The organism is Duganella sp. Leaf61 (assembly GCF_001421905.1).
In the GTDB taxonomy this organism is placed as follows: Bacteria; Pseudomonadota; Gammaproteobacteria; order Burkholderiales; family Burkholderiaceae_D; genus Rugamonas; species Rugamonas zoogloeoides.
The window spans coordinates 248,057-266,773 of the sequence record NZ_LMLM01000030.1; the positions used below are offsets into that span (position 1 = coordinate 248,057).

Sequence of the window (18,717 nt, forward strand, 5' to 3'; positions counted from 1 at the left end):
TGGAGCTACTGTTCAACCAACAATAGCGAGACACTTTTCGATGCCGGACATCTCTCAGGCAAGCGCGCGCCCGCTGGGCCGCCAGGACTACAAGACGCTGTCGCTGGCCGCCCTCGGCGGCGCGCTGGAATTCTACGACTTCATCATCTTCGTGTTTTTCGCCACCACTATCGGCGCCCTGTTCTTCCCGCCCGATATGCCGGACTGGATGCGGCTGTTCCAGACCTTCGGCATTTTCGCCGCCGGCTACGTGGTGCGCCCCATCGGCGGCATGGTGATGGCCCATTTCGGCGACCTGCTGGGCCGCAAGAAAATGTTCAACCTGTCGATCCTGCTGATGGCCGTGCCCACGCTGCTGATCGGCCTCCTGCCCACCTACGCCAGCATCGGCCTGGCCGCCCCGCTGCTATTGCTGCTGCTGCGCGTGGCGCAAGGCGCGGCGGTGGGCGGCGAAGTGCCGGGCGCCTGGGTATTCGTGTCCGAGCACGTGCCGGCGCGCCATATCGGCTACGCGTGCGGCACGCTCACGGCAGGCCTCACCATGGGCATCCTGCTCGGCTCATTGATGGCCACCGGCATCAACAGCGTGTTCACCCCGCAGCAGGTGCTCGATTACGGCTGGCGCCTGCCCTTCCTGCTGGGCGGCGTGTTCGGCCTGGGCGCGATGTACCTGCGCCGCTGGCTGCACGAGACACCCGTCTTCACCGAACTGAAACAGCGCAAGGCGCTGGCCGCCGAACTGCCGCTCAAGGCCGTGCTGCGCGAGCATCGCGGCGCGGTGGTGCTGTCGATGCTGCTCACCTGGATGCTGTCGGCCGCCATCGTGGTCGTGATCCTGATGACGCCTACCCTGCTGCAGAAGGGGTATGGCTTCGATGCCCGCACCGCGCTCATGGCCAACACCGCCGCCACCCTGTGCCTGGCCGTGGGTTGCGTGGTGGCCGGCGTGCTGGCCGACCGCCTGGGCGCGCGCCGCATGCTAATCGGCGGCGCGCTGCTGCTGGCCGCCTGCACCTACGCGTTTTATACCACGGTGAAGGTGCGCCCCGACCTGCTGCTGCCGCTGTATGCACTGCTGGGCTTTGCGGTCGGCGTGGTGGGCGTGGTGCCGAGCGTGATGGTGCGCGCGTTCCCCGCGCCGGTGCGCTTCTCCGGCCTGTCGTTCTCGTACAACCTGGCCTACGCCTTGTTCGGCGGCCTCACCCCGGTGATGGTCACGCTGATGCTCAAGGTGCAGCCGCTGGCGCCAGCCTGGTACGTGATCACGCTGTGCGCGGTGGGCATCGCCACCGCGCTGTTCGTCAGGGACGGCCAGCGCTAGCGACCTGGAGATCATCGGTCCAGCCGCCGCCCAGCGCCTGGAACAGCGCCACCGTGTCCGCATACCGCGCGGCGCGGGCGGCAATCAACGCCACGCTGGCCTGCTGCCACGACTGCTGCGCCAGCAGCACCGCCGGGTAGGCCAGCGCACCCAGTTGCCACTGGCGCTGGGCGATGCCGAGACTGCGGCGCGCGGCCTGTTCGGCGGCGTCCGCACTGCGCAGCGCACGCGCATCGGCATCTACCGCGTGCAGCGCATCGGCCACGTTCTGGAAAGCGGTGAGCACCACGCTGCGATACTGGAACGACGCCTGGGTGTACGCCGCCTCCGCCGCACGCTGCTGGTGCCGCAAGGCGCCGCCCTTGAACAGCGGCTGCACCAGGTCCGCGCCGATGCTCCAGAACCCTGCCCCCGACTTGAACAGCGTACCGGCATCGAGCGCCGAACTGCCCAGCGTGGCGGTCAAGGCGATATTGGGCAGGCGCGCGGCCCTGGCCACGCCCACCTGGGCGCTGGCCGCATGCAGTTGCGCTTCGGCGGCGCGGATGTCGGGCCGGTGTTCCACCAGCCGCGCCGGCACGCTCACCGGCAGCGTGTCGGCCAGGGCCAGGCTGTCGAAGTCCAGCGCAGCGGCGCCGGCGCCGTCGGCCGGCATGCGCCCGCCCAGCACCGCCAGCAGGTTGCGCTGCTGGGCCGCCTGTTTTTCCAGCGGCGGCACGCCGGCTTCCGCCTGCGCCAGCGCCGCCTCCTGCGCCGCCACGTCGGCGCTGCCGACCTGGCCGGCGCGCTGCATGGCGCGTGTGGCGTTGAGCTGGCGCCGGGCCAGGTCCGCCAGCTCGCGCGTGACGTCGAGCTGGGCGCGCAACGCCGCCTCGTTGATGGCGGCCAGTACCACGTTGGCCGCCAGCGTCAGGCGCGCGGCATCGCCCTGGTAGCGCGCCACGTCCACCTGGGCGCGGGCCGCCTCCACCTGCCGCCGCACGCCGCCGAACACGTCGGGCGAGTACCCCACGTTCAGTTGCGCCGTGTGCAGCGAATACAGGTTGGCGCCAGCAGCCGTGGGGCTCGACAGCGTATCGGCAATGCGCTGACGCGTGGGCGATACGTGCAGCGTGGCGTCCGGCCACCACAGTCCTTGCTGGGCGGCGGCGTTTTCGCGCGCGGCTTGCAACGCTGCCTGCGCGGCCTGCAAGTCCGGGTTGGAGGCCAATGCCGCAGCCACCAGTGCATTGAGCGGTTCCGAGCCGAAGCTGGTCCACCAGTGCGCCGGCACCTCCTGGCCTGCCGCCAGTTTCTGGGTATGCTCGGGCTGCGCGGCTTCGCCGTCGAGTATTTGCGCCGTGTAGCGCTGCACCGTGGGTGCGGCGGGGGCGACGAAATCGGGACCGGCGGCGCAGCCGGCGATCAGCATGGCCAACGCGATGGCGACCATTTGGGCAGCAATCACTTTTTTCATGCGGCTTCCTTTTTCATACGTTGTTCGATCAGGTAATACAGGGCCGGCAGCAGCACCAGCGTCAGCGCGGTGGCGGTCACCAGGCCGCCCACCACCACGGTGGCCAGCGGGCGCTGGACGTCGCTGCCCAGGCCATGGGCCAGCGCCGCCGGCACCAGACCCAGCGCGGCCACGGTGGCGGTGGTGAGCACCGGGCGCACCCGCTCGCTGGCGCCCTTGATGACGGCTGCACGCAGGTCGTCCGGCAGCAGCAAGCGCCAGCGGTTAAGATTCGACAACATCACCACCGCGTTGAGCACCGCCACGCCGAACAGCGCGATAAAGCCCACCGCCGACGACACATTCAAGGTCATGCCGCGCAATTGCAGCGCCACCAGGCCGCCCAGCAGCGAGAGCGGCACCACCAGCAGGATCAACCCCGGCTGGCGCAGGTTGCCGAACGCCGAGAACAGCATCACGAACATCAGCGCCAGCACCGCCGGCACGATTACCGCCAGGCGGGCCTGGGCGCGCTGCTGGTTCTCGAACTGCCCGCCCCACGTAACCTGGTAGCGCGCATGGTCGTACGGGATCTCGCGCGCGATGCGGCCCTGCGCCTCGGCCAGGAACGAAGACAGGTCGCGCCCGCGCAGGTTGGTGCGCACGGTCAGGTGGCGGCGGTTCATCTCGCGGGTGATGGTGGTCTCGCCCTGCGCCATGCCGATATGGGCCACCTGCGACAACGCCACGTGGGCGCCATTGGGGCTGGTCAGCACCAGGTTGCCGATCGCCTGCGGATCGCTGCGGGCAGCACCGGCGAAGCGCGCGACCACGTCGTAGCTGCGGTCGCCCACGTACACCTGCGCCACCGGGCTGCCGCCGATGCCGGTCTGGATCAGCGCCATCACGTCGGCCACGTTGATGCCCAGGCGCGCAGCGGCGGCGCGGTCCACATCGATGCGCACCTGCGGCAGCGGCGGCTCCTGGTCGATGATCACGTCCTGCGCACCGGGCACGGTGCGCAGCAGCTGTTCCACGGCGCCGGCCAGCTTGCGGGTCTGCTGGAAGTCGTCGCCATACACCTTGACCACCAGGTCGCTGTGAGCGCCGGCCAGCTTGTCGAGCACGCCGTCGATCATCGGCTGCGAGAAGCCGACGTCGGTGCCGGGCAGGTCGCGGTAACGCGAGGCCAGCCGATCGACGAGGTCCTGCTTGGCCATGCCTGACGGCCACTGGTCGTAAGGCTTGAGCGTGACCGCGCACTCGATGTGCGATGGCGTAAACGGATCGGTGCCCTCGTCGTTGCGGCCCAGTTGCGTGACCACGTGGGCCACCTGCGGCTCCTTGAGGGTGGCGTCGCGCAGGGCGTCGGCCATGCGGGTGGCCTTGTCCAGCGAAATCCCCGGCGGCAGCGTCACTTGCAGCCAGATCGAGCCTTCATCGAGCGCCGGCAGGAAGTCGCGGCCGATGGCGCTGCCCAACAGCACCACTGCCGCCAGCGTGGCGCCGGCAAGCGCCAGCACCAGTCGGGATTTGCCGACCAGCCGTTGCAGCAGCGCTTCGTAGCGCGGCATCAGCCATTCCAATACCGGGTTATGGAAAATCTTGCGGGGCTTGCGGAAGGCCCAGTGGGCCAGGCCCGGGATCACCATCATCGTCATCAGCAAGGCGCCCAGCAAGGCAAATCCTACCGCGAACGCCATCGGCGAGAACAGCTTGTACTCGATACGCTGGAACGCGAACAGCGGCAGGTACGCCACCATGATCACCAGCATGCCGAACAGCGTGGGCTTCATTACCTGGCTGGTGGCGGCCAGCGCTTCGCCTTCGTCCAGCAGTCCTTCCGGCTGCTCTTCGCGCCGGCGCAGGATCGCCTCCAGCACGAAGATGGCGCCATCGACAATGATGCCAAAATCGATCGCGCCCAGCGACAGCAGGTTGGCCGGTACCTTGAAGTGGTGCATCAGGATGAAGGCCGTCATCAGCGATACGGGAATGGCGGCGGCCGCGATCAGCGCCGCGCGCACACTGCCCAGGAACAGCACCAGCACCAGCGTGACCAGCACCACGCCTTCGATCAGGGTCTTACCGACCGTGTGCACGGTCGCTTCCACCAGCGCGCTGCGGTCCATGTACGCCACCACTTTTACATCCTTGGGCAGCAGGTGGTCGTTCAGGTCGGCCACTGCTTCGTGGACGCCGGCGATCACGCGCGACGGATTCTGGTTTTTCAACAGCAGCACGATGCCCGAGACGGTATCCGACACATGGTCCTTGCCCAGGATGCCGTGGCGTTCCTGCTGGCCCAGCGTGACCGTGCCCAGGTCCTTGACCAGCACCGGCGCCCCGCCCTTTTGCGCCACCACGATATTGCCCAGGTCGTCGAGGCTGCGGATCAGGCCCACGCCGCGCACGACCATGCCCTGCTCGCCGCGCGTGAGGATGCTGCCGCCGGCGTTGGCGTTGTTGGCCGATATCGCTGCGGTGATCTGCGCCAGCGACAGGCTGTACTTGCTCAATCTGGCCGGATCGAACTCGATCAGGAACTGGGTGGTCACGCCACCGAAGTTGGTCACATCGACCACGCCGGACGCCTGCTTCAGGCGCGGCACCACGGTCCAGCGCTGCAATTCGGACAGTTCGCGCAGGCTGCGCGACTTCGACTCCAGCGTGTAGCGATAAATCTCGCCGATCGGCGACGTCAGCGGATCGAGCGACGGCTGGGCGCCGTACGGCAGCGTGACGCCGGCAATGCGTTCCTGCAGGCGCTGGCGCGACCAGTAATCTTCGGCGCCGTCCTCGAACACCACGGTGATCAGGGACAGGCCGAAGGTGGACTTCGAGCGCATCACGTGCATGCCGGGCGTGCCCATGATTTCGCGCTCGAGCGGTATCGTGATCTGCTGCTCGACCTCCTCGGCGGCCAGGCCGTTGACCTGGGTGACCACTTGCGACGTGGTGTCGGCGATATCGGGATAGGCTTCGAGCGGCAGCTGGGTCCAGCACCAGGCGCCATACAGGGTGGCGAGGAGAAAAATCAGGGCGACGATGCCACGCTTTTTGAAACACAGGTGGACGATGCGATCAATCATTGAGCAGCACTCCATCCTTGACCACGATGCGCGCGCCGGCAGCCAGCCCGGACAGCACTTCGATGTTGTCGCCCACCTGTGCGCCCAGCGTCACCTCGCGCGCCGCAAAGCGCCACGGCGCCGTTTCGACAAACACGCGGCTGGCAAAACCGCCCTGCACCACGGCCGTCAACGGCACCAGGATGGCCGGGCGCGCGCGCGCACTCAAGGTCGCCGTGGCGAACATGCCGGGTTTTAACCAGCCGTCGCGATTTTCGAACGGCACCCGCAGCTTGACGGTGCGGGTATCGGGATCGAGCATCTCGCCCACGTAGCGCACGGCGCCCTGCAACGGTTCGGGATACGCGTCGAGGCGGATAGCGGCCGCCTGGCCGACATACACCTGGGCCAGGTCCTTTTCCTGGGCATTGATGGCTACGAAGACGTGAGACAGGTCGGCCACCGTCATCAACGGCGCGGTGGCGTCGTTCCAGTACATGCCGCGCGCGGCGGACAGTTCCACCACCCGGCCGGCGATCGGGGCGCGCACGGCCAGTGTGCCGCCTTTCACGTCGCCGCCATGGGGAACGCCGCTCTGACGCAGCCTGGCGGCGGCACGCGCAGCCTCGCTGGCCGCCTGCGCATAGTCGCTCTGCGCCTGTTCCAGGTCGCGCCGTGCCGTCAGCTGCTCGTGGTCGAGCGCCTGCTGGCGTTGCAGGCTGCTCGCTGCCAGCGTCAGTGCCGCCTGGGCGCGCGCGGCATCGGCGCCGGCCTGGGCCAGGTCGGGGGCGTCGATCACGAACAGGATGTCGCCAGCTTTTACCGCGTCGCCCAGTTGCTTCTCCAGGCGTACGACGCGCCCCGCCATCGGCGTGGTGATTTTCACCAGGCGCGCGGGATCGGCTTCCACCGTTGCCGGCAGCACGAACGGCGCGGCCAGGTTTTGCGACTGAACTGGCGCCACCACCAGCGTGCGGCGCAGCGGCGAGGCCGCCGGCACGACGATGGCGTCGGCTTCGCGCACCAGTTCGGGCGCAGGGGGTGCCGGCGCGGCGGCATTGGCGGTCTGCATCGCGTGCATGCCATGCGCGCCCCAGGCGATCAGGCCCACGGCAACCAGCCCGGCCAGCAGGAACGGGCCGGGGATGAAACGGGACCAGCGGCGGTCCGCGACAGTGTGTTTGGTATTTTTCATGATGGTTCTCCCTGAATCTACGGCCGCCATGGTACGAATTTATGCTGCACTGCATCCTGAATACTTCTTCAGGATTTTTGCTCGCGCGCGCTGCTATACTCGGGTTCCAGTCGAGGGCCCCCATGCACATCCTGTTGGTAGAAGACGATCACAAAGCGGCGCGGCTGCTGGCGCGTGGCCTGGAGGAAGAAGGCTTCCGGGTGCAGGTCGCGCACGGCGCGCACGAAGCGGCCACGCCGGCCGGCTTCGACCTGGCCATCCTCGACTGGATGATGCCGGGGAAGGACGGCGTGACCCTGTGCGCGGAATGGCGGCAAGCCGGCCACGAGCTGCCGGTGCTGATGCTCACCGCGCGCGACGCCGTGGCCGACCGCATCACCGGCCTCAATACCGGCGCCGACGACTACCTGACCAAACCGTTCGTGTTCGACGAACTGCTGGCGCGGGTGCGCGCGCTGCTGCGCCGCTTCGACCGTGCGCAGCCGGCCGTGCTGAAAGTGGCCGACCTGGCGCTGGACTCCCGCACGCGCACGGCCACGCGCTCCGGCGCCAGCTTCGCTCTCACGGCCAAGGAATATGCCCTGCTCGACCTGCTGATGCGCCATGCCGGCGCCGTCGTCACCCGGCTGCAACTGGCCGAGCAGGTATGGCACGCGGATCTGATCGCCATCGACAACCTGATCGACGTCCACATCAAGAACCTGCGCCGCAAGGTCGATACGCCCGGCGCCGCGCCGCTGATCGAGACCGTGCGCGGGCGCGGCTTCCGGCTGGCCCCACAGACGGACACTGGCGATGCTTAGCCTGCGCCAGCGCCTGATCGCGGTGCACCTGCTGGCGATCCTGGCCGCCGTGGGCGTGACGGCGGGCGCCGGCTGGTGGGTGCTGTCGCAATCGGTCAACCGCCAGCTCGACACTGCGCTGCTGGCACTGGCCGAAGCCGAGGCGGCGATGCTCACCGATGGCGGCGCCGCCGTCATCCGCGTGCACGAAGCGCCGCAAGGCAGCGCCCCGCCCTCGCTCACGCGGCTCGACCGGCTGGTGCAGATCATCGACAGCCAGGGCTGGATACTGGCGCGCAGCAGCAACCTGGGCACCGAAGATTTGCCGGCATCGTCGCAGCTGCTCGAGCAACTGGCGGCCGGGCGCACCGTGTTCGAGACCCTGCCCGACACCAGCGAGGAGCCGCTGCGCATGGTATCCGTGCCCGCACGCGTCAAAGGCCAGCTGTACGCGGTGCAGGTGGCCGGTTCGCTCGACGACGCCAACAGCACGCTGCGCTCGGCCGCGCTGCTGTTTGCCGCGATGGCGCTGGCGCTGATGGCGGCGCTGGGCTGGGCCGGCGCGCGGCTGTCGCGCAAGCTGTTCGTGGCGATCGAGAATATCGTCGAACAGGCCGGCCGCATCGAAGACAACCACTTGGACCGGCGCCTGCCGCACCCGGGCGGCGACGATGAAATCGGCCACCTGGTCACCACGCTCAATGCCATGCTGGAGCGGATCGAAGGCGCGTTCGAAACCCAGCGCCGCTTCACCGCCGACGCCTCGCACGAACTGCGCTCGCCGCTCTCGCGCCTGCGCGCGGAAATCGAAATCACGCTGCGCCGCCCGCGCGAGAGCGGCGATTACGTGGCCGCGCTGCGCTCGTGCCTGGAAGAAGTCGAGCGCCTGACCACGCTGGTGGAGGAACTGCTGATGCTGGCGCGGATCGACGCCGGCCAGGAACGCGGCCCCGGCCAGCGGGTGGCGCTGACTTCATTGGTGTGCGACACCATCGCCCGCATGGAAGCGCCGGCGCGCGAGCAAGGCATAGCCCTGTCGTACGCGGGCGCCGTGGCCAACGACATGCAGGTGGACCAGGTGGCGCTGGGACTGGTGCTGCGCAACCTGCTGGAAAACGCGCTGAAATTTTCGCCGCCGGGCGGGCGCATCGAGATCGGACTGGAACGGAAAGAAGGCGCCGTGCTGCTGACGGTGGCCGACCAGGGCCCGGGCATTGCCGCCGCCGAACTGCCGTACGTGTTCGACCGCTTTTTCCGCGGCACCGGCGCGCGCGCCAGCGAAGTGGCCGGCGTGGGCCTGGGGCTGGCGCTGTCGCAATCGATCATGCGCGCCGGCGGCGGCACCATCACGGCCGCCAACCGCCCCGGCGGCGGCGCGCTGTTTACCGTACAACTACAAGAGACACCATGACCCCATCGCACCGATCACCCGACGCCGTCACCCTGCTCGAACAACTGCGCGCGGGCGCCCTCACCGCCGAACAACTGGTGGGCCAGCACCTGCACACGCTGGCGCAGGAGCAGCCGCGCCTGAACGCCGCCACCAGCATTTTCCACGACGCGGCGCTGGCCGAAGCGCGCCGGCTCGATCGCGAAGGCGACCGGTCGCTGCCGCTGTTCGGCCTGCCGTGCAGCGTGAAGGAGACCTTCGGCCTGGCCGGCCAGCAGGTGACAGCAGGCTCGCAACGGATGGCGCCCGAACACCATGCGCAGGACGCCGAGATCGTGCGCCGCTTGAAGGCTGCCGGCGCGGTGGTGATCGCCCGCAGCAATGTGCCGGAACTGGCGATGACGGCCGAATCGACCAATCCCCGCTACGGCCGCACGAATAACCCGCTGGCGCCGGACCGGGTGGCGGGCGGCTCAAGCGGCGGCGAAGGCGCGCTGGTGGGATCCGGCAGTTCGGTATTCGGCGTGGGGTCGGACATCCTCGGTTCGATCCGGATACCGGCCGCGTTCTGCGGCGTGGTGGGCTTCAAGCCGCATTCGGCGGCGGTCGATGGCACCGGCACCTGGCCCACGGTGACCGGCACCACCCGCACCTGGCTGGGCCTGGGGCCGCTCACGCGCAGCGTGCGCGACGCCCGGCTGGTGTACGACGTGATCGCCCGGCGGCCGCTTGGGGCGGGCAGCAATGCAGGCGGCGAGTCCGGTGGCCGGCTGGTGGTGCCGGGCGGCTTCCCGATGACGATACAGGATGCCTGCATCGGCCAGGCGCTGGCGGCAGCGAGAAGCGCCCTGGTGAGCAGTGGCTACCGCGAGCAAGCGCAGGATTTTTCGCAGGTGCGCCACCTGTTTCTGCAAATCCCGAAAGTCATCCTCGACGATTTTTACGATACCTGGATCCGGCTGTTGTCTGCGCCGGGCGCGGCGCCGTTCTCGCCGTGGCGCGAACTGGCAGCGCAACTGCTGCGCCGTCCCACCATCGACGACGGCCTGTTGACGTGGATGCTGATCGCGCCGCTGATGAAGCCGCGCCGCCAGTCCACGGTGGCGCGCATCGCCGAAGAATACGCCAGCGCGCGCGCCCGCTACCACGCCATGCTGGGCGTTGACGGCGTGATGGTCCTGCCCACGCTGGGATTGCTGGCGCCGCCCCACGGCAAGATGAACCGGCAATCGCTGAAACCCGGCGTCAACGGCCTGTTTACCGCCCACACCATGGGCAACTACCTGGACTTGCCGGCCATCGCAGTGCCGGCCTGGAAGTACCGCGATGCGGCCACCGGCCTGGTGCCCAGCGTCTCGCTGCTGTGCGCGCCGGGCGCCGAAGCGCGCCTGTTCGACGCCGCCGGCACCGTCGAAGCCGCCCTCAACTGAACTGCGGGGTCAACGTGCCGCCGCAGCTTTCTCTTTTTTGACGTCGGCTTCGGCCATGGACTGGGCGAAGCGCAGCGCTTTCTGGACCTTGTCGATCAGGCGTTCGTCTGCGTCGCGCTGGCTGTCCTGAGCAGTTCCTCGATACGCTTCTTGATCATCTCGATCCGTTCGCGCGCGGCCGCCTTGGCCGCCTGCGCCGACGACGTGCGCAGCGCTCGGATTACGGCGGCGCGTTCGCGCGCCTGGTCGGCCTGCTTCTGTTTGAGCTTGGCCATCGCCTCCAGCGACTGCGCCTGCAGGCGGCTGGCGGTATCGCCGCCCGGCGTGAGGGGCTCGGCCCGGGCGGCGCGGGATAACGGTGAGGACAACATGGCGTTCTCCGGTGCGGAAGAATGATCGGTACCGGTAACAGGCGACTGCGGCAGGAATTAGTTAAATGTCACCTCCTGCTTGACCTCAACATAAGTTGAGGTTTTATAGTGCGTTCATCGCTTTCATCGAGATGTCCGCATGCATTCCACCCAGACCATTACCCCTGCTGCCACCCTCACCACTCCCGTGCTGCTGCTGATGGCGGTCGCCACCGGCCTGTGCGCCGGCAGTAATTACTTCAACCAGCCGCTGCTGCATTCGATTGCCATGGCGCTGGACGTGAGCGACGCCACCGCCGCGCTCACGGTCACCGTGTCGCAGCTGGCGTACGCGCTGGGCCTGCTGCTGTTCGTGCCGCTCGGCGACATGCTGGAACGGCGCAGCCTGGCCAGCGGCCTGATGCTGCTGGCTGCCGCCGGCCTGTTCATCAGCGGCTATGCCGGCAGTTTCGCCATGCTGGTGGCGGGCACCGTCATGACCGGGCTGTTCTCGGTGGCCGCGCAAACCCTGGTGCCGATGGCGGCCACGCTGTCCGAACCGCAGCGCAGCGGCCGCGCCGTGGGTCTCGTGATGAGCGGCCTGCTCAGCGGCATCCTGCTGGCGCGCAGCGCGGCCGGGCTGCTGTCGGACCTTGGGGGCTGGCACACCGTGTACCGGGCGGCGGGCTGCCTGATGGTGCTGCTGGCGCTGGCGCTGTGGCACGCGCTGCCCGCTTCGCGCAATCCGGTCGCGCTGCGCTACGGACAGGTACTGCGTTCGCTCGTGGCGCTGGCCGCGCACCATCCGCGCCTGCGCAGCCGGACCTTGCTCGGGGCGCTGACCTTTGCCTCGGTGAGCGTGCTGCTGTCGTCCACCACGCTGCTGCTCTCGGGTCCAGTCTTCGCGCTTGGTGACAGCCAGATCGGCCTGGTCGGCCTGCTGGGCGTGGCCGGCGCCATGATGGCCAGCGTGGCCGGGCGCCTGAACGACAGGGGCTGGGGAACGGCTACTTCGGCCGGCTGCCTGCTGCTGTTGCTGGTGAGCTGGGGCGCGCTGCGCCTGGGGCTGGCCAGCCTGCCTTGGATCTTGCTGGGCACCCTGTTGATCGACATCGCCCTGGCGGGCATCCACATCAGCAACCAGGGCGTGATTTACCAGCTAGACCCCGGCGCCCGGTCGCGCATCAACGCGGTGTACATGACCGGTTATTTCGCCGGCGCGGCAACCGGTTCGGCACTGGGGTCGCTGGCCTGGCGCCTGGGCGGCTGGAACGGCGTATGCGTGGCCGGCACAGTCCTGGCACTGGCCAGCGCCGCCGCGCTGCGGTACGACTACGAGCTGGCGCGCAAGCGCTGAGCGGCGGGCGCCAGCCAGTCGGTCAGCTGTGGGGCGGGCATGGGGCGGGCAATCCAGTAGCCCTGCCCCTCGTCGCATCCCCAGCTGGCCAGGAGCTCGTATGCTTGCGCCGTCTCGATCCCCTCGGCCACCACGCGATGGCCGAACTCGTGACCCAGCCGTATCATGGCGCACAGGATGGTCACGTCGTGCATGTCGGAGGGCAGCGTGCGGACGAACGATTGATCGAGCTTGAGGGTGGTGGCAGGTATCTGCTTAAGGTAGCTGAAGTTGCTGTGGCCGGTACCGAAATCGTCGATGGCGATCTGCAGCCCCAGCGCACGCAGGCGGCGCAGCTGTACGCCGACGGATACCGGATCGTCGGCCACGGCGCTTTCGGTGAATTCGATCTCGATCAGCGCCGGATCGACGCGGATTTGCCCCAGCAGGCGGTCGAGCAGATCGGCAAAGGCGGCGGTGGCCAGGTCCAGGGCCGAGACGTTGAGTGACACGGTCAGGCGCAAGCCGGCGCCGTGCCAGATTTCTGCCTGTGCCAGCGCCGCACGCACCACCCATGCCGTGATGTCGCCGATAAGCGCAGTCTTTTCGGCCAGCGGAATGAACTCGGCGGGACTGATGGCCCCAAGCTCGGGATGGTCCCAGCGCAGCAGTGCCTCGACGCCGGTGCACACGCCATCGGCCAGGTCGATGCGCGGCTGGTAATGCAGCTGCAACTGGCCCTCTGCAGCCAGCGCGCCGGGGATGGCCGCGAGGATGCGGAACGCGCGTTGCTGCGCGGCGTCCAGTTGCGGATGGTAGATCGCCCAGGGCCGGTGCGCGGTGCGCGCGTGGGCCAGCGCGGCACCCAACACGCGCGCGGTATCGACCATCGGCGTGGCGTCGGGCATGGCCAGCGCTACGGCACCCAGCGTGACGGCCGGTGCATGCGGTATGCCCTGGTACTCGCACGGCTGGGAAAGCTGCGCTTGCAGCGCGCGCAACTGCTCCTCGAGCGCCGCCTCGTGCTCGGCGGCCAGCACGCAAGCCATTACCGTGGTGTCGATCCGGTACACGGGCGCCGGACCGAGTGCGTGCGCCAGCCGCCGCGCTGCGACTTGCAGGAAGCCGTCGCCGTGATCGGCGCCGAATGCCGACTGCATCTGCTGAAAATAAGCAGGGCCGCAAACGTCCACGGCCACCGCGAACAGGTGGCGGCCATCATCCGGCGCATCGTTGATCCACAACCCCACGTCTTCGAGGAAGCGGGTGCGATTGGGCAACTGGGTAAGCGTATCGGCATAGCCGATGCTGCGCAGGGTTTCGATGCGCATCATGGCCAGCCGCGCGAAGTGGCGCAACTGGGTCACCTGCCGCGCATCGAACGCAGTGCGCGGCGCGGCGTCCAGCACGCAGAACGTTCCCAGGCACAGGCCTTCCTTTGTAATCAAGGGCGCGCCGGCATAAAACCGCAGTCCGGGCGATCCGGTCACCAGCGGATTGTCGACAAAACGCGGATCGAGCAGCGTGTCGAGCACGATCAGCGGCTCGACGCTATGGAGCGCATAGGCGCAAAATGCCTGCGAGCGCGGCGTTTCGCGTACAGCCATGCCGATGCGCGACTTGAACCATTGCCGCCCATCGTCCACCAGCGAAATGAGCGCCATCGAGGTGCCGAAAACATGCGTGGCAAGCAAAGTCATCTCGTCGAACGCCGGGTCGGTCGGCGTGTCGAGCAGGCACAACTCGCGCAAGGCGGCAAGACGCTCGTTTTCGCTGCGCAATACGGGAGGAGAAAATGTCATGGTATGGAAATTCGGACAATCGCTCATTGTAACCCAGCGCCGGCTAAATTTCTTCTTAACAATATAAAGACATTTTTTGCAACATGCAGCGCCGGGACATGGTCAGGCTGCTGATTGTTTCCTGAGATCATGCAGCCAAAGCCACGGGAAAGCGTTATATTTAGCTTTCCGATAACAAATACTCTGGAGATATCATGTTGCCAGCCATGCGGGTGATGGGCAGTCCTTTCAAGTTACTGGGTCTGCTGTTAGCCCTGCAATCCGCACTACTGTGTTCACCCGCAGGCGCCCAGCAGGCGGCGCAGTCTGCCGGAGAGACCGCCACCCGGCCGGAAGTCGTCGTGACCGGCAAGCGCAAATTGCAGGATCCGACCGAGTTCATTGCCGCCGACAGCCGCGTGCTGGGCCGCAAGTTCGCGTCGTCGTGCGCCTTCATGTCCGGCTACGACGCCAAGGATGACGACCTCGTCATCGACTACATCATGAGCTTCCATGGCATCTCCAACGACATCAATACCATCCGCGACGTGGCGCCGATGGGCGATGCTTCCGGCAAAAACACCATGGGCTATGACTTCGCCGAGAAGCCGTCCGGCTCCGACTTCGGCACCGGCACGACGCAGGCCCCGGACGCCATGACGCCGTCGGTGCAGTGCTCCAATACCGACCGCCGTTTCGCCGCCGGCCGCAACAGCATCGCGCGCAAGGACAAGACGCTGAACCTGGCCCTGGACGCCTACGACAAGGGCGACTACGTGGAAGCGATGGCGCAGTTCAAGCAAAACTACAGCAAGCTGGGCAACGATTTCTCGGCGCTGATGCTGGGCCGCATGTACCTCGAAGGCAAAGGCACCGCCGTCGACAACAAGCAGGCCCTCTACTGGCTCGACAAGTCCGTCAACCAGCGCTTCGGACCGGGCGACCGCATGCACTTCGACCCGAAACATCCGCAACTGATGAACACGCGCGCCGAAGCGGCCATGACGCTGGCCAAGGTGTACATGGTGGGTTCCGGCATACAGCGCGATCCACGCAAGTCCCTCGAATTCTATGAAGTAGCGGCCGACTCCGGCTACACACCGGCCACTGCCATGCTGGGCAGCGCCTACCTGTCCGGCTTTGCCGGCCAGAAGGATGTCAACAAGGGCATCAAGTACCTGAAGGAAGCCGGCGAAGCGGGCTATGCACCGGCGCTGTTCCAGCTCGGCAAAGCCTATTACGACGGTAACGAAGTACCCAAGGACCTGAAAATGGCGGGCGCTTACTTCACCGCCGGCGCCAAGGAAGGCCACCCGGGCGCGCAACTGGCGGCAGCCCGCATGTACGACTTCGGCGAAAGCGTGGCGCCCGATCCCAAGCGCGCGCTGGTCTATTACAGGGAAGCCGCCATCAAGGGCGTGCCGGCGGCGCAAAACGCACTGGGCACCTATTTCTACAAGGGCGAAGTGGTGGGGCAAAACCTGGAAACCGCGCGCAAGCTGTTCAACGCCGCCGCCATGCAGGCGCAACCCGACGCCATGTACAACCTGGCCATCATGACCCGCAACGGCGAAGGCGGCGCCAGGGACCTGTCGATGGCCTACGTCTGGTTCAGCCTGGCCAAGCAGGCGCGCTACCCGGAAGCCGACGCAGCGCTGGCCGACGTGAAGCCACAGCTGTCGCAAGCGGAACTGGCCAGGGCCGACGCCATCCTCAAACCGGCCGGCGGTACCAGGACCAGGTAAGCATGTTTCGGCGGGGAGGCGGCCGCCCTCCCCTCGGCGACCGCGTCAGGCGACACCGGACGGCCATTGTTGCGCCGTATGCTTAACGCGCAGTATTTCGACTTTGTTGGCAAGCACGCGATAAATCACGACATAGCTTTCGTGTGCCACCAGCTCGTAGGTACCATGCTTGCGGCCGGTCCTGCCGAGTTGCGGATGACTAGCCAGCGGTTTCACCTTAGCCTCGATGAGATCGATCATTTTCGCGGCGCTGACCGGGCTGTCCCCGGCGATATGCAGACCGATTTTGATCAGACGTTGATTGCCTGCTTTTTCCAGTGGATGGCATGCATCCTCGCACCTTAGTTGCGCTTGATCGCGGCCTGCACCGCGTGCATCGCTTCGTCATGCGGAATGGTCGGACTGGTATCGTCAATCGCCTCTTGCACTTCGGAATTGAGCCACTTGGTGTAGGCAGCCGCTGCATGGGCATCCTTCATCGCGCCGGCCCTGTCCGGGCGCTTTGTAGCTGTGACGCTGTGTGGGGCGTAATTCACGGCATCGACATCAAAGCGGGGTATGCCGACCCCTTTTAAGTATTCAACCAAGGTTTCGAGCTTGCGGAAGATGCGTACTTGTTGACTACGCTGAGCTGTCAACGCCCGCTCCGTGGTACCGTACTTCACCATCACGCCCCATCCCCCACCCTGCCCGGAAACATGAGCGCTGCGCACAACACCAGCCTCGGCCAGTTTGACCAAGGTAGCGTGATCGATGGTTTCGGTAGTCATGCCTTTCCCATGTCATTGCGATAATTTGAACTGGTAAATTATCCGCAAATTATAGAAGATTGCAAGGAAGATTCCGCTGCATCGCCCCGCCGCATCACGCCAGCGTTGCCACCAGCGCCACCAGGCTGGCCGGGTCGATCGGCTTGACGAAGTGGTGGTCGAAGCCGGCGATAGTGGCTTGTTGTTTGGCTCGCTCGTCGCCGTAGCCGGTGACCGCGATCAGTACCACGCCGTCCAGGCCCGGCGTGGCGCGCAGGCGGCGGGCCAGTTCGTAGCCGTCCATGCCGGGCAGGCCGATGTCGAGCAGGCATACGTGCGGCTTGAATGCCAGCGCGCGTTCCACCACGCGCGCCGGGTCGTCTTCGGTCAGCACCTGGTGGCCGTGGATTTCGAGGAACATGGCCAGCATGTCGGCAGCGTCCTCGTTGTCGTCCACCACCATGGCGCGCAGCGCGGCACTGCTGGGTAATACCGGCGCGGGCGAGGCGGCAACGTCGCCGGCTACCGCAACGGGCGCCGGTTCTTCGACGATTTGCGGCAGCGTGATGGTGAAGCGGCTGCCCTGCCCCAGTCCAGGGCTCTGCGCGGCCACCGTGCCGCCATGCAGTTCCACCAGGCTTTTCACCAGCGCCAGGCCGATCCCGAGGCCGCCTTGCGAGCGGTCGGTTTCGCGCTCGGCCTGCACGAACAGGTCGAACGCGTGGTCCAGCACGTCGGCCGTCATGCCGATGCCGTTGTCGATCACGGCCAGCCTGACCTGACCGCCGCCGGTGTCGAGCCGCAGCATGATGTCGCCGCCGCCTGGTGTGTACTTGACCGAGTTGCTCAGCAGGTTGGCCAGCACCTGCACCAGGCGCTTGGCGTCGCCCATCACCAGTGCCGGTGCCGGCGGGGTGCTGACGGTGAGGCGGTGGCCGTGACTGTCGATCAGCGGGCGCACCTGCTCGATGGCGTCGGCCACCACGCGCCGCACGTCGGTGGCGCTGGCATTCAAGGGGATCATGCCCCGCGTGACGCGCGACACATCGAGCAGGTCGTCGATCAGGCCCGTGATGTGGCGCACCTGGCGCGCGATCACGGCGCTGGCGTTCTGCACGCGCGCCGCATCGGCGCCCGGCATTTGCAGCAGTTCGGCGGCGGCCGAAATGGGCGCCAGCGGGTTGCGCAGCTCGTGCGCCAGCATGGCCAGGAATTCGTCCTTGCGGCGGTCGGCGGTGCGCAGCGCCTGCTCGCTGCGGGTGCGGTCGGTAACGTCGCGGAACATCAGGGCGACCATCAGGTCTTCCTTCGAGCCCACCGGCGTGGCGTACACCTCGAACCAGCGGTTCATCGGCTCCGAGCCCTCCAGGAAGCGTACCGGTTCGCCTGTGAGAGCCACGTTGCCGTAGATCTGAAACCAGCGCTCCTCGAGGTCGGGCACCAGGTGGCGCGCGGTCTTGCCGACCACGTCCACCAGGCCGGTCTGCCGTTCAAACGACGGGTTCACTTCGAGGAAGCGGTAATCGCAGGGCCGGCCGGTTTCGTCGAGGATGATGCGGATCACGGCCAGGCCTTCCTCCATCGATTCGATCACCGTCACGTACGATTGTTTGAGTATCTGCCTGGTGCGCATGTCCTCGGTGACATCGGAGCACACCACCAGCACGCCACGCACGCGCTCCTCATCCTGGATCGGGCTGTAACCGTAGGTCCAATAGACTTCTTCGCGCTTGCCATTGCGAGTCAGCGGAATGAGGGCGTTTTCGTGCCAGGTGGCGCCCTGGCCGGCCATCACGTGGTCGATTTCCGGACCGATGATGTGCCATGCCTCTTCCCAGCAATCGATGCCACGCTGGCCCAGCGCCGCCGGATGGCGCTCGGCACCCAGGGTGCGCCGATAGGCGTCGTTGTAGAACTGGTAAAGGTCGTCGCCCCACCAGATGAACATCGGGTGGTTGCTGGTGAGGATCAGGCGCAGGGTGGACTTGAGCAGCGACGGCCAGCCGGCCGGCGGTCCCAGCGGATGACGGCTCCAGTCATGGTCGCGCGTGAGCACGCCCATTTCGCCGCCGCCGTCGAGAAAGCCGGGCAACGCGTGCACGGTATTGGATGTCATCGCCAAGCTCCACATG

The 18,717-nt window shown here is 67.1% G+C and carries 14 protein-coding genes; 6 read left to right on the top strand and 8 right to left on the bottom strand.

Annotation, left to right across the window (positions count from 1 at the left end; genetic code table 11):
• The first annotated feature begins 40 nt into the window (after positions 1-40).
• Positions 41-1,321, top strand: coding sequence for an MFS transporter (locus tag ASF04_RS21265; protein WP_056146425.1), 1,281 nt, complete (start codon positions 41-43; stop codon positions 1,319-1,321).
• On the opposite strand, the gene ASF04_RS21270 is transcribed toward ASF04_RS21265, so the two are convergent.
• The 3 genes from ASF04_RS21270 to ASF04_RS21280 are packed head-to-tail and all read right to left on the bottom strand — an operon-like array spanning position 1,302 to position 7,022.
• The gene (locus ASF04_RS21270) at positions 1,302-2,777 is read right to left on the bottom strand and encodes an efflux transporter outer membrane subunit (RefSeq protein WP_056146427.1); all 1,476 of its coding nucleotides are present in this window, start codon (positions 2,775-2,777) and stop codon (positions 1,302-1,304) included. The two genes, ASF04_RS21265 and ASF04_RS21270, sit on opposite strands and share 20 nt — an antisense overlap.
• Positions 2,774-5,848 carry an efflux RND transporter permease subunit gene (locus ASF04_RS21275; RefSeq protein WP_056146430.1) on the bottom strand — a complete coding sequence of 1,025 codons (3,075 nt, stop codon included), beginning with the start codon at positions 5,846-5,848 and terminating at the stop codon, positions 2,774-2,776. Before ASF04_RS21275 ends, ASF04_RS21270 begins: the two co-directional genes overlap by 4 nt.
• On the bottom strand, positions 5,841-7,022 hold the full coding sequence (locus tag ASF04_RS21280; protein ID WP_056146433.1) for an efflux RND transporter periplasmic adaptor subunit: 1,182 nt from the start codon (positions 7,020-7,022) through the stop codon (positions 5,841-5,843). The genes ASF04_RS21275 and ASF04_RS21280 overlap by 8 nt, the downstream gene beginning before the upstream one ends.
• A gap of 122 nt (positions 7,023-7,144) precedes the next feature.
• Between ASF04_RS21280 and ASF04_RS21285 the strand changes: the two genes are divergently transcribed.
• Genes ASF04_RS21285 through ASF04_RS21295 form a run of 3 tightly spaced genes read left to right on the top strand, consistent with a single transcriptional unit; the run spans position 7,145 to position 10,624 of the window.
• Complete coding sequence (locus tag ASF04_RS21285; protein WP_056146435.1) at positions 7,145-7,825, top strand: response regulator transcription factor; 681 nt, start codon at positions 7,145-7,147, stop codon at positions 7,823-7,825.
• Positions 7,818-9,215 (top strand): cell wall metabolism sensor histidine kinase WalK, encoded by a 1,398-nt coding sequence (locus ASF04_RS21290; RefSeq protein WP_056146438.1) that lies wholly within the window; start codon positions 7,818-7,820, stop codon positions 9,213-9,215. Before ASF04_RS21285 ends, ASF04_RS21290 begins: the two co-directional genes overlap by 8 nt.
• Positions 9,212-10,624, top strand: coding sequence for an amidase (locus ASF04_RS21295; RefSeq protein ID WP_056146441.1), 1,413 nt, complete (start codon positions 9,212-9,214; stop codon positions 10,622-10,624). Before ASF04_RS21290 ends, ASF04_RS21295 begins: the two co-directional genes overlap by 4 nt.
• 95 nt (positions 10,625-10,719) lie before the next feature.
• On the opposite strand, the gene ASF04_RS21300 is transcribed toward ASF04_RS21295, so the two are convergent.
• Complete coding sequence (locus ASF04_RS21300) at positions 10,720-10,995, bottom strand: hypothetical protein (protein ID WP_056146444.1); 276 nt, start codon at positions 10,993-10,995, stop codon at positions 10,720-10,722.
• Between the two features lie 139 nt (positions 10,996-11,134).
• On the opposite strand from ASF04_RS21300, the gene ASF04_RS21305 reads away from it, so the two are divergent.
• On the top strand, positions 11,135-12,331 hold the full coding sequence (locus ASF04_RS21305) for an MFS transporter (RefSeq protein ID WP_056146446.1): 1,197 nt from the start codon (positions 11,135-11,137) through the stop codon (positions 12,329-12,331).
• Here the strand turns inward: ASF04_RS21305 and ASF04_RS21310 are convergent.
• Complete coding sequence (locus tag ASF04_RS21310) at positions 12,307-14,112, bottom strand: sensor domain-containing phosphodiesterase (protein ID WP_056146448.1); 1,806 nt, start codon at positions 14,110-14,112, stop codon at positions 12,307-12,309. The two genes, ASF04_RS21305 and ASF04_RS21310, sit on opposite strands and share 25 nt — an antisense overlap.
• A gap of 194 nt (positions 14,113-14,306) precedes the next feature.
• Here ASF04_RS21310 and ASF04_RS21315 point away from each other — a divergent pair, with 194 nt between their 5' ends.
• Positions 14,307-15,836 (top strand): tetratricopeptide repeat protein, encoded by a 1,530-nt coding sequence (locus ASF04_RS21315; RefSeq protein ID WP_056146450.1) that lies wholly within the window; start codon positions 14,307-14,309, stop codon positions 15,834-15,836.
• A gap of 45 nt (positions 15,837-15,881) precedes the next feature.
• On the opposite strand, the gene ASF04_RS27010 is transcribed toward ASF04_RS21315, so the two are convergent.
• The 3 genes from ASF04_RS27010 to ASF04_RS21330 form a co-directional block, all read right to left on the bottom strand.
• Entirely contained in the window at positions 15,882-16,154 is a 273-nt protein-coding gene (locus ASF04_RS27010) for a type II toxin-antitoxin system RelE/ParE family toxin (RefSeq protein ID WP_082488919.1), read from the bottom strand.
• 23 nt (positions 16,155-16,177) lie between these two features.
• The gene (locus ASF04_RS21325) at positions 16,178-16,606 is read right to left on the bottom strand and encodes a hypothetical protein (RefSeq protein ID WP_056146455.1); all 429 of its coding nucleotides are present in this window, start codon (positions 16,604-16,606) and stop codon (positions 16,178-16,180) included.
• Positions 16,607-16,700: 94 nt separating this feature from the next.
• Positions 16,701-18,701, bottom strand: coding sequence for an ATP-binding protein (locus ASF04_RS21330; protein ID WP_056146457.1), 2,001 nt, complete (start codon positions 18,699-18,701; stop codon positions 16,701-16,703).
• Positions 18,702-18,717 lie beyond the last annotated feature (16 nt).

Excerpts from the sequence above, each read along its gene's own strand:
- ASF04_RS21265 (WP_056146425.1), top strand. The coding sequence starts at position 41 with ATGCCGGACATCTCTCAGGCAAGCGCGCGCCCGCTGGGCCGCCAGGAC.
- ASF04_RS21270 (WP_056146427.1), bottom strand. The coding sequence starts at position 2,777 with ATGAAAAAAGTGATTGCTGCCCAAATGGTCGCCATCGCGTTGGCCATG.
- ASF04_RS21275 (WP_056146430.1), bottom strand. The coding sequence starts at position 5,848 with ATGATTGATCGCATCGTCCACCTGTGTTTCAAAAAGCGTGGCATCGTC.
- ASF04_RS21280 (WP_056146433.1), bottom strand. The coding sequence starts at position 7,022 with ATGAAAAATACCAAACACACTGTCGCGGACCGCCGCTGGTCCCGTTTC.
- ASF04_RS21285 (WP_056146435.1), top strand. The coding sequence starts at position 7,145 with ATGCACATCCTGTTGGTAGAAGACGATCACAAAGCGGCGCGGCTGCTG.
- ASF04_RS21290 (WP_056146438.1), top strand. The coding sequence starts at position 7,818 with ATGCTTAGCCTGCGCCAGCGCCTGATCGCGGTGCACCTGCTGGCGATC.
- ASF04_RS21295 (WP_056146441.1), top strand. The coding sequence starts at position 9,212 with ATGACCCCATCGCACCGATCACCCGACGCCGTCACCCTGCTCGAACAA.
- ASF04_RS21300 (WP_056146444.1), bottom strand. The coding sequence starts at position 10,995 with ATGTTGTCCTCACCGTTATCCCGCGCCGCCCGGGCCGAGCCCCTCACG.
- ASF04_RS21305 (WP_056146446.1), top strand. The coding sequence starts at position 11,135 with ATGCATTCCACCCAGACCATTACCCCTGCTGCCACCCTCACCACTCCC.
- ASF04_RS21310 (WP_056146448.1), bottom strand. The coding sequence starts at position 14,112 with ATGACATTTTCTCCTCCCGTATTGCGCAGCGAAAACGAGCGTCTTGCC.
- ASF04_RS21315 (WP_056146450.1), top strand. The coding sequence starts at position 14,307 with ATGTTGCCAGCCATGCGGGTGATGGGCAGTCCTTTCAAGTTACTGGGT.
- ASF04_RS21325 (WP_056146455.1), bottom strand. The coding sequence starts at position 16,606 with ATGACTACCGAAACCATCGATCACGCTACCTTGGTCAAACTGGCCGAG.
- ASF04_RS21330 (WP_056146457.1), bottom strand. The coding sequence starts at position 18,701 with ATGACATCCAATACCGTGCACGCGTTGCCCGGCTTTCTCGACGGCGGC.